Origin of the sequence: Paenibacillus sp. E194 (assembly GCF_000935845.1) — a bacterium.
Taxonomy (GTDB): Bacteria; Bacillota; Bacilli; order Paenibacillales; family Paenibacillaceae; genus Paenibacillus_B; species Paenibacillus_B alvei_B.
Window position 1 is genome coordinate 1 of the sequence record NZ_JMDX01000226.1, and the last position, 9,054, is coordinate 9,054.

The 9,054-nt window shown below is 44.6% G+C and carries 14 protein-coding genes; 10 read left to right on the forward strand and 4 right to left on the reverse strand.

All coding sequences use genetic code 11. From position 1 onward, the window contains the following. The first annotated feature begins 131 nt into the window (after positions 1 to 131). Complete coding sequence (locus AZ66_RS23110) at positions 132 to 734, forward strand: chorismate pyruvate-lyase family protein (protein ID WP_044357012.1); 603 nt, start codon at positions 132 to 134, stop codon at positions 732 to 734. A gap of 3 nt (positions 735 to 737) precedes the next feature. Next, positions 738 to 1,211 carry a hypothetical protein gene (locus tag AZ66_RS23115; RefSeq protein WP_052648787.1) on the forward strand — a complete coding sequence of 158 codons (474 nt, stop codon included), beginning with the start codon at positions 738 to 740 and terminating at the stop codon, positions 1,209 to 1,211. 77 nt (positions 1,212 to 1,288) lie between these two features. On the opposite strand, the gene AZ66_RS23120 is transcribed toward AZ66_RS23115, so the two are convergent. Beyond that, entirely contained in the window at positions 1,289 to 1,579 is a 291-nt protein-coding gene (locus tag AZ66_RS23120) for a hypothetical protein (RefSeq protein WP_036619693.1), read from the reverse strand. A 26-nt stretch (positions 1,580 to 1,605) separates the two neighbouring features. Further along, positions 1,606 to 1,878 carry a hypothetical protein gene (locus tag AZ66_RS23125; protein WP_021259728.1) on the reverse strand — a complete coding sequence of 91 codons (273 nt, stop codon included), beginning with the start codon at positions 1,876 to 1,878 and terminating at the stop codon, positions 1,606 to 1,608. A 597-nt stretch (positions 1,879 to 2,475) separates the two neighbouring features. Here AZ66_RS23125 and AZ66_RS33000 point away from each other — a divergent pair. Beyond that, positions 2,476 to 2,784, forward strand: a complete 309-nt coding sequence (locus AZ66_RS33000) for a CPBP family intramembrane glutamic endopeptidase (RefSeq protein ID WP_231587005.1) — start codon at positions 2,476 to 2,478, stop codon at positions 2,782 to 2,784. 249 nt (positions 2,785 to 3,033) lie between these two features. On the opposite strand, the gene AZ66_RS23135 is transcribed toward AZ66_RS33000, so the two are convergent. After that, on the reverse strand, positions 3,034 to 3,288 hold the full coding sequence (locus AZ66_RS23135; RefSeq protein ID WP_021253290.1) for a hypothetical protein: 255 nt from the start codon (positions 3,286 to 3,288) through the stop codon (positions 3,034 to 3,036). Positions 3,289 to 3,477: 189 nt separating this feature from the next. Here AZ66_RS23135 and AZ66_RS31580 point away from each other — a divergent pair, with 189 nt between their 5' ends. From AZ66_RS31580 to AZ66_RS23165, 7 genes are all read left to right on the forward strand, one after another. Further along, positions 3,478 to 3,654, forward strand: a complete 177-nt coding sequence (locus tag AZ66_RS31580; protein WP_156160052.1) for a hypothetical protein — start codon at positions 3,478 to 3,480, stop codon at positions 3,652 to 3,654. Between the two features lie 63 nt (positions 3,655 to 3,717). After that, positions 3,718 to 4,614, forward strand: coding sequence for an AraC family transcriptional regulator (locus tag AZ66_RS23140; protein ID WP_052648789.1), 897 nt, complete (start codon positions 3,718 to 3,720; stop codon positions 4,612 to 4,614). Between the two features lie 191 nt (positions 4,615 to 4,805). Further along, positions 4,806 to 5,183 carry a cupredoxin domain-containing protein gene (locus AZ66_RS23145; protein WP_021253288.1) on the forward strand — a complete coding sequence of 126 codons (378 nt, stop codon included), beginning with the start codon at positions 4,806 to 4,808 and terminating at the stop codon, positions 5,181 to 5,183. A gap of 180 nt (positions 5,184 to 5,363) precedes the next feature. After that, positions 5,364 to 5,792: a DUF86 domain-containing protein gene (locus AZ66_RS23150; protein ID WP_044357016.1), complete on the forward strand. Its 429-nt coding sequence runs from the start codon at positions 5,364 to 5,366 to the stop codon at positions 5,790 to 5,792. A gap of 92 nt (positions 5,793 to 5,884) precedes the next feature. After that, positions 5,885 to 6,532 carry a helix-turn-helix transcriptional regulator gene (locus tag AZ66_RS23155; RefSeq protein ID WP_044357017.1) on the forward strand — a complete coding sequence of 216 codons (648 nt, stop codon included), beginning with the start codon at positions 5,885 to 5,887 and terminating at the stop codon, positions 6,530 to 6,532. A gap of 218 nt (positions 6,533 to 6,750) precedes the next feature. Next, a complete protein-coding gene (locus AZ66_RS23160) occupies positions 6,751 to 7,203 on the forward strand; it encodes a DUF948 domain-containing protein (RefSeq protein WP_044357018.1) in 453 nt (150 codons plus the stop codon). A 20-nt stretch (positions 7,204 to 7,223) separates the two neighbouring features. Then, positions 7,224 to 7,607, forward strand: coding sequence for a YtxH domain-containing protein (locus tag AZ66_RS23165; protein ID WP_044357019.1), 384 nt, complete (start codon positions 7,224 to 7,226; stop codon positions 7,605 to 7,607). 118 nt (positions 7,608 to 7,725) lie between these two features. On the opposite strand, the gene AZ66_RS23170 is transcribed toward AZ66_RS23165, so the two are convergent. Then, the gene (locus tag AZ66_RS23170) at positions 7,726 to 8,898 is read right to left on the reverse strand and encodes a phosphodiester glycosidase family protein (protein ID WP_156160053.1); all 1,173 of its coding nucleotides are present in this window, start codon (positions 8,896 to 8,898) and stop codon (positions 7,726 to 7,728) included. Positions 8,899 to 9,054: the final 156 nt, after the last annotated feature.

The following is a 9,054-nucleotide window of genomic DNA, read 5'->3' on the forward strand; positions in this document are numbered from 1 at the left end:
AATTTCACACCTTTTTGCAGGGTCTCCGCGATTCCGGTCTCTATCGTTAGCAGCAAGTTATCATCCCAGAAGTTGCTGTACACAGGTTATATATCAACACGAGCTGACATACGGCTAATGGAGGTAACTGTATGACAGATACCGATGGCAAGGACTCGCAGCATGCGGGGGAAGCATTGGATTTTTTACAGAAACTGATTTTCGATTTGCTATTAGTGACAGATGGAAGGACAACGGATTTGTTAGAAACCTTGTTGGATGAAAAGGTGCGCGTAACGGTCATTCGACAAGAGCAATTGAATGAAGTGCCTGCTGATTATCAAGTGGAGTCCTCTGGCGCTCCTTTATATCTGAGAGAGTCATTATTGATAAGCGACAAAAGTGACTTTATCGTTTCTCACAATATTGCAATCGTGAACTCGAAGTATGTGCCTGAATCTTTATTTGAGAAAATTGCTCATAGACAAGAGGGGATTGGCAAATCAATCAGCTCGATGGGGTTGCAATCCTACAGAAAAGTGGTTGAAACTGGGCTCAAGGGCGAAGAAGAGGCTGTTGATCTGTTCCAAAAGCCGCTTAATCTTCGTATCCCTGAACGACACACTACAATTCCTTATAAGAAATATGACATTTATTTTCAGTTAATGCCAGGGATTCATATGCTTGAATATTTTAATCCAGAAGTCATTAGCTACCGTTTGAACAAGGTTATCAATTCCAAAATGGAGGAATAAAACATGAGTGAGGAAGCAAAGAAAGAACATAAATCGACGGACAAAGAGGAAAAAGAAAAGGCGAAAGAGCAAGCTAAACTTGAGAAGAAAGCAAAGAAAAAAGAAGAAAAGAAAGAAAAGGAGAGACTGAAAGAACAGAAGGAGATTGAGAAAAAAGCTAAGAAAAAGAAGAAGAGCAAGCAAAAGAGCAAGCAAAGAAGCAAGAAAAAGTACAAAAGGAGCAAGAAAAGGCACAAAAGGAACAAGAAAAAGCACAAAAAGAGATTGAGAAAGAGCAGCATGAAAGAAAAAAGGAAAAAGAAAAAGAAAAAAAAGCAAAAGATAAGGAAAATAAAGACTAATAAATACATGAAAATTGTAATAGGGACTGCTTTCTTATCATCGTTGAAGGAAGTGGTCCTATGTTTTCTCAATAATCCAAACCATGCTCTCATAGCGTGGATGCGTGTCCAACTCAAAAAAACCTCTGGTCAATAACGTAAGTTCATCAACCAAGAGGAGAAAACACGAAACAGAGAGTCAACCCTTTTATTTAATTGTAGCGATGGTAAAATTCACTTTCTCTCCATATTGCTTTTCTGACTGTTTTTCATTTGTTCTGCGAATTCCATACCTGAATTCACCAAATGTTCACTGGCATGTTGTACGCCAATTTTAACGGCTGCGAACAGCTTTCCAGCAGGAATATCGGATGGTTGATCCGCATCCTCCACCGCTTCAATAATTTGCTTCTCTGCCACATTCGCGCCGCTTTTCACCGCTACGGAATAGGTATTGGCGAAATGTAAAAATCCGTTCTTCACATCACTAAAGAACTTCGACATCCCTTGATTACTCGTTGCCAATTGCGTCATCTCCATTCTAAAATCATCTAATTCGGTGGTCTTTCTTGATCTTCATTGACTTGCAATTCTTTTTCTTCAGATAATTGCTCACTTGTCGAAACACTTTCCAAAGGTGCTTTCGGATCATCCTTTAGCATTGGAGCTGGCTGAACTTGGATGGTTCGTTCCTTTCCATCCATGAAAAATTTTAATATTGCAACAATGACTCCGACCAGAAGGACAAATGTCAGTACACCGGCTAGGGTTAGTCCGAGAATAAAGATTACACGATCAGCAAAGCCCATTTCCTTCCTATCCATGTCAATACTCACATCCTCTCACATTAGTCCAGTATATGTATGGGGTGCCTCGATAATATGGACACATGAGCACCCTCCAGCGTAATTCCACGATTGTCTATTCCATAAGGAGGATAAAGAATGAATTTCACGTTACTTCGAAATGTAGCTTGTCTGTTCTTGGTTGGGTCACTTATGATCTCCCTGCAAACGCAAAACTACATATTGATGAGTTTGTGGGTATGCTGTACTGGAATGCTATTCATTTACAAGCCAATGCGATCATTTCTCCTGACAACGATAGGTTTGGGGGCTGGATTTGCTTTATATCTATTCATAAACTCAAGTTGGATTCTCGATTCGGAGCCCAAAGAATGGCATATCCTTCTCAACAGATTGTCACTGATTTGTATCCTTATTCCTTTGCTTGGCTTAGCGTTTACCCAAAAATTACCCTTTATGCTGTATGCGAAAAAACCGCTTTGGAACGAGCGGATAGATATACCATTTATTTGGTCAGGCTTCCGACAATCCAAGGTTAACGTTTTCTTGCTCGTTGCAATTGCAGTGACTTCTCTTGCTTTTATGCCGTTTGTGATTGGAAACGGATGGGGTCACGTGCAAGAGATTTGGTTATTCGCGCTCGCCTTTTCCATCATAAATGTGTTGGAGGAGATCATCTGGCGAGGGGTGCTTCTTAGTCGGTTCTCCGAACAATTAGGTGATAAGTGGGCAGTAATTGTGACTAGCGCAGGGTTTGGTTTACAGCATTATTCCCTTGGATATCCTTGGGGCGTTTGCATCGCCTTTGCGCTGGGGGGATTGTATTTCGGAGGAATTACGATCAAATCCAACAGCCTCATTCCAGTCGTGGTCTGGCATACGTGGATGAATGTCCTTATGATTTTCAGCGGTCTGTTCTTGTAGCCGCAAGCGGTACTAACATTAGTTCACAGTTAGGAAAGGGAAGATAAAAAAAATTTTAGAAAATGGAGGGTTGTTCAAATTTACAATGAATAAATGGTATAATTAGGTTGCTTCATTGGGGTGAGAAAAAGGGTAGAAAGTTTAGGCTGCAAGGCATAACAAAAACTCCCTTCCTGCACGAAGCAGTAAGAGAGTTTGTATTTCTGCTTATATTCAGTGACGAATTCGAACGGATGAATCGTTGTGCGATTACTTAGCCAGCAATTCAGGCAAGTTGATCTGCTCGTCAAGTTGGTCTGCGAAGCGACTCATGCATTTGCAAATGAAGTCTTTGCGGCAAATCGGGCATGGAATAGTAAGCAGTCTGCTAACATGTTTGGCACCGTGATTATAAAAGACGCGGCATAGCGTACCATCTTGCAATTTTACTTTTACTTGATAAAGGTTATCGGCATCGTTGCGTTCGATTAACGTTTTTTCCTTTACAATCGGTTCATAGGTCACGTTGGCTTCACCTGCATCCTTAAATTTTTTGCAAGTAACATATTATGTTGTTTGGGCTCGTTTGTCAATTTATTTCTTCACGAAGGGTGGAAAATCCATATTCCAAAAATTAAGTATTTTCATTTGTCTTGCAGATGGTGATACATATAGTGAGCGAATGACTTTCAGACAACATTGGAGGAGCCCATCATGCATGAAGACAACACGGAATTCAAGCATCTTAGTGAACTAATTGAAAAGAGAAACGAACTTCAAAATGAAATTAACTCCATACTTGCGCGAATGACGATGAAGCAGGAGGAGCGGGTGTCCAAACTTGCTGAGAGTATATCCGCTTCACACAAACGAAATAAGCCTTTCTCATAATCTTAATCTTAACCAATGTACACCTCTATATTCATAGCAGAATGCCAGGAGGTTGATAATTATATGATAAGGTACTCTGACTTAGAATCATCGGGCCACGCTTCAGTTGAAATGGGAGGCGAGCAGCAGAACGTGATGATGCCGAGAATCGAGCAAATGGTGCATGGCAATCATCCAAGGGTAACCCTCGCGCATTGGCACTCGCATTGGGAAATCAATCGTGTTGCTGGGGGCAGCGGCCTATATATCATTAACGGCACACAGTATGCGATCCAGCAGGGCGACATTGTGATTATCCCTCCTCAGCAATTGCATCGGGTATGCGGGACAGATCGGCTGCTGCTGGAAGCGTTTCATCTCGAGACGCCTCACCAGATAAATGGTTGGTGGGACGAAGATATGAGTTCCGTAATACATCGTATCGGACAAACTGTGCCACATGTCTTGTATCGGACTATACCGCAATGCGGATTGCTATCCGAAGTGTTGATGGATATGAAGCAAGAGCTGGCTCAGAGGGAGTTTGGCTATGTATCTATTGTTCAAGCACAATACATCCGGCTGCTGACGCTGCTTAGCAGATATGCTAGCAAACCACTCTCTACCTATACTCCTGCGCCATCCAGGGGTGTGCAGACGGTGAAAGAGGTCATACGCATAATGGAAGGTCAACTAGCCTTTCCATGGACGTTAAAGAAGCTCTCTGATTTGGCACATTTAAGCCCATCCCGATTCAGTGCATTGTTCCAACAGACGGTAGGCACATCACCGCTGGATTATCTCATCAGGCTTCGATTGACCTATGCAGCTCAATTATTAACCTCATCGAATGAAAAAATCATCGAGATTGCCGCAGAAAGTGGCTTCCGCAACCTGTCCAACTTCAATCGACTATTCAAGGATCACTTCCAAATGTCACCTAGTGAACTGCGAGATACGAATGAACAGCTAGAAGCGTAATATTATTTTTTCCAGGGATATCTACTCCTCAAGACACATGAGATGTTATTTTACACCTATTTGATGTTCATTGAATTGTCACAATTACAAAATTTGCTTCCGAAATTTACAAGAATGTATTGAGAGAAATAGGAAAGATTTTGTAATATGAGAAGTGATGAATGTAACTGACGAAGGGGCGTAGAACTGTTATGCAGAAATGGGCTATGTTCATTTTGTTCAGCATTGCGTGCCTGCTTGCCGCTGGCTTGATGCTGTTCAATATGCCGAAGCCGGAGGTCGAGGAGGCAGCTCCTGAGGGAGTCACTCTAGTTAAACTTGTGGCAACGAGTGATTTTAAGTTCGACCAACCGGAGTACAAAGTGAAGGCTGGGGAGAAGGTTCGCATGAAGCTTGTGAACAAATCCGGCTTGCATGGTGCTGAAATTAAAGATTTAGGTATTGATCTGAAGGATGGCCAAATGGAAAAGGACGTTGTATTTGAGAAACCAGGCAAATATGAAATCCAATGTTCGGTTATGTGTGGAACAGGCCATGATGATATGAAATCGGTTCTTATTGTAGAATAATACGATTCAGTTGAGAGAAGGGGCTGGCAAGCTCCTTTTTTTCATGCCGCAGGCAGGAACAGGAGATTGATCACCTACGCCGAATGTAGTAATGGGGCGGAAGACAGAGGCTTTATGAAGGATGAAGTAGAAGTCGACATTCCGGTTCTACGCTATACCATCTCAGGGGAGGGCTAACGAATGTATTATGTAAATACGGAGCAGATCGAGCAGCGTCTTGAATTTATACCGAATCTCATACAGACAGTTGAGCAGATTATAGCGAAATGGGACGGAAGTCTACATAGCTCGTTCGCGCAGGAACGTGCGCTGCACATCGCGATCGAGATCATAACCGATGTCGGCAGCTTGCTTATTGACGGATTCTTAATGCGTGATGCGAGCAGCTATGAGGATATCGTCGAGATTATTGCACAAGAACAAGCGGTATCACCTGAGCTTCATGCGTCGTTGCTTCAGCTTGTTGTCCTGCGCAGGGCGCTGGTTCAAGACTATATCGCCTGGGAGAGAGGGACGATACATCCTCAGCTGTCCAGCCTCCCTGTATGGCTGCCAGAATTCGCTCAATCTGTTCGTCAATTCATAACGAAAGAACTGGCACTGAAATAATTCATGTATAGTATCTGAGGCAAGGTTGTTGTCTGTATGGGAGTGATGCGATACAATGACGATACGATGACAACCAAAGTTAAGGTGGTTACATGAAGCAACCAGTACGCAAATCATCCACACGTGAAGAAATTATGGGCTTACTCAAGACAAATGGGGCTATGTCTGTTGCTCAGCTTGCCAAGCAGCTGGAGATGACAGAGATGGGGGTAAGACGACACTTATATGCCATGCAGCAGGATCATTTGCTGGACACCGAAATGGTTCGTCAGCAGATGGGTCGTCCCTTGCAAATGTATCGCTTGTCCGATACGGGCGATGAACGATTTCCGAAGCAATATCATCAGCTTATATTAGATCTGCTTCAAGAAATGGAATCTTGGCAGGATGAGAATAGTGTCCAACGTCTGTTCGAAGGCAGAAAACAGTCGATGTTGGAAAAATACGCGCCCCTTGTCCAAGGCAAGAATTTTGAAGAACGAGTAGAAGCGCTTGGTCACATCCAAGACTCAAATGGATATATGGTAGAGACGGAACAAGCAGACGATGGAAGCTGGCTCCTGCATGAGTACAATTGTCCGATCGCACAAGTTGCTCAGCAATATAAAGAACCGTGTGCTTGTGAACTAGCATTGTTCCGAGATTTGCTGGACAGTGATGTAGAACGGACGGAATGCCTTGCTGAGCGAGGTCAGCGCTGTACGTACAAGATTCGTCCTCGAGCAGACAAGCAGGAATAAATGAGAATGAGTTCAGCGCACATCGTGCACAGCAGTATTCCTGCATATGTTAGGTAGATGTAGGCAGACCCCCCAAGGGTCTGCCTATTTGTGCTGCACAGGACAGGCATACCCAAAAAGTACAGGCGTGGTTGTGTCAATATGAGCCCAACCTCCTTATACTGTCAATACGACATGGGCATGCGCCCGGTTGATTTCACAGCTAAGGAGGGGAGACGATGACGGAATGGAGCATCTTGTTGGCTGCTATTGCGTGGAGTGCTGTATGTGTAGCCGCTATCGTGCTGATTATCCGTGGGATGCGCACATTGGGGAAGGCAGACGCTAGTTTGGATGAAGGGAAGCAGTTAGCTCACCAGCTCCAAGTGTTGACGCGTCGTGCTGAGGATGTGCTGAAGGAAACAGAACAGATGGTAGGAACGGTCAAGGAGTGGACTCATGAATTGCAGCGTGCACGGGATATCATTCAACGAGGAAATGATGCATTGGAGCGAATCATATCTCATGCTAGCCAGCTAGGTACGGAATCTGCATGGAAGCAGCGATTGACGGACATCCTCCAACTTTTCGAGCTAGGCTGCTCCATATGGGCCTCCATTCAAGGGAAGCTATTTGGGCACTCGCATAGCGCGTCTACACCTTCTAGCTCGGAGAAACAGACCGGGAACTGAGTGATGAGGAGGAAAGAACGATGAGCAATAAGAAGTTCTGGATAGGGGCATTAATCGGAAGTGTGATTGGATCGGTATCGGCATTGCTGTTCGCACCGAAGAGCGGTCGCGAGCTGCGCAAAGATATTTCAGAGGGTGCACAGCAGGTCGGTGAACGGACACAGGAGTGGGCAAGGCAGGTTGGAGAGCAGACAGACGAATTGATTTCATCCGCCAAGGGCAAGGTTGCATCCTTCAAGCAAGGCTTCAGCTCATGGAGACAGCGGAATTCAGAAGAGGCGCAAATCGCGGCCATTTCGAGCTTATCCGCTGAACAGACAACAGAACCGACTGAGAAATGGAATGAGGAAGTAGAGGCGGAAGTGAACGTGCAGGATGGAGATAATAAGGAAGAAGTACAATAGCCGCAAGGAGACGTACGCCTGCGTTATTTGTTAAAAATCCCTACCACTTTATGCGTAAGCAATAAGATGGTAGGGATCATTGTGTTTTCTAAACACGTCTATTTACGTTTTACGTTGATTACCACTTGGATGGATCGATATCACCCGGATTCAATCCTTCCCAAATGTTGGGTATGTTCGCTTCTTCAGGATGTTCAAAAATTAAAAATGCAGTAGGCAAATAACGTTCGCCATATTGGCTTGATGGTGAATTTTTGATGACGCCGTCCTTCTCGACAAGTACGGTAGACGAGCCTCCGTCCAAGTTAGCAGCGATGATTGCGCCATTCTCGAGCATAATTTTTTGGCAGTCGTATAAGTCGGCCCCGATACTATGAGGCTGGCGGCCATCAATAACAAGGAATAAAATTGCTCCATCCTCACGCTGCCCCATTACCGTACGAGGTGCAATTCCCCAGCCGTCAGCATGATTGCGGATTTGTCCCTTGCCATTCACGATCATGCGAGGCTGGAAGGTGACTGCTTCTTTTACCCCCATGTCGAGCAGCTCGCTCACCGAGAAGTTGCCGGCGACCATTTTCCCATCCTTATCTATTCCTACAATTTGTGTATTTTTCTTGCCTACACCGTTGTAATATAACTTGCCGTCGTTGATGACGACTCCGATTGGTTTGAAGCCATTGCCTTCCCAGTTCGGATCTGCGAATCCACCGCCATTGACTCCTGCAATGGCACCCGTGCGTTTTACCATGCTGGAGACCTTCTCGCCTCTTCCGGCCTTGCCGGGAACGCCAATTCGAATTTTGGATGGATCGTTCACTATCATCAGATACCCACTGAACGAAGCACCGGTAGCGCCTGTACCACTTACTTCCTTATATTCGATGAGTGGTTTTTTGGTTTGTTCAGCAATGGAAGGCTTCTTGATATCAATCGTGGCCTTCTCATCTCCCATTCGCTCGAAGTTCTTCCAATACTCTTGGACACGCTTGTCTAATTCGGCCTGACCGATTATATACTTGGCCCAGTGTCGATGCTGCGTCGTGATTAGTGTATCGGCAATCAAGAACCGCATATCTGTACCGGAAGGGGTCAGGAATAACCATCCGGCGCCAAGGGAGCAAATTAGGATGAAGATAGCCGCAACCATGCGCAGAATGCGCCATACAGATCGTTTCTTCCTCGGCTTCCCTTGCTTGGGATTGCTAGTCCGCTGTTTTGCTCGAATTGCGTGGCGCGGAGGCAACGCTCGATTCTTATTGTGTTTGGAGATAGAACGCTCCGTTTGCATCTTTTTCAACCCTTTCTGATTTGTCTCCACCTATTAATGACGTTTTTTGGAAGCAAAAAGTTTCGCACCGTGTTTTGCCAGTACTAGATGACTTGAACCTTGTCCTTCTTACTGATAAGATCGAGGTACGTTTTATTTAAAGAGTACATATGGTAA

Excerpts from the sequence above, each read along its gene's own strand:
- AZ66_RS31580 (WP_156160052.1), top strand. The coding sequence starts at position 3,478 with ATGCATGAAGACAACACGGAATTCAAGCATCTTAGTGAACTAATTGAA.
- AZ66_RS23115 (WP_052648787.1), top strand. The coding sequence starts at position 738 with ATGAGTGAGGAAGCAAAGAAAGAACATAAATCGACGGACAAAGAGGAA.
- AZ66_RS23110 (WP_044357012.1), top strand. The coding sequence starts at position 132 with ATGACAGATACCGATGGCAAGGACTCGCAGCATGCGGGGGAAGCATTG.
- AZ66_RS23160 (WP_044357018.1), top strand. The coding sequence starts at position 6,751 with ATGACGGAATGGAGCATCTTGTTGGCTGCTATTGCGTGGAGTGCTGTA.
- AZ66_RS23145 (WP_021253288.1), top strand. The coding sequence starts at position 4,806 with ATGCAGAAATGGGCTATGTTCATTTTGTTCAGCATTGCGTGCCTGCTT.
- AZ66_RS23155 (WP_044357017.1), top strand. The coding sequence starts at position 5,885 with ATGAAGCAACCAGTACGCAAATCATCCACACGTGAAGAAATTATGGGC.
- AZ66_RS23125 (WP_021259728.1), bottom strand. The coding sequence starts at position 1,878 with ATGGATAGGAAGGAAATGGGCTTTGCTGATCGTGTAATCTTTATTCTC.
- AZ66_RS23165 (WP_044357019.1), top strand. The coding sequence starts at position 7,224 with ATGAGCAATAAGAAGTTCTGGATAGGGGCATTAATCGGAAGTGTGATT.
- AZ66_RS23150 (WP_044357016.1), top strand. The coding sequence starts at position 5,364 with ATGTATTATGTAAATACGGAGCAGATCGAGCAGCGTCTTGAATTTATA.
- AZ66_RS23140 (WP_052648789.1), top strand. The coding sequence starts at position 3,718 with ATGATAAGGTACTCTGACTTAGAATCATCGGGCCACGCTTCAGTTGAA.
- AZ66_RS23170 (WP_156160053.1), bottom strand. The coding sequence starts at position 8,898 with ATGCAAACGGAGCGTTCTATCTCCAAACACAATAAGAATCGAGCGTTG.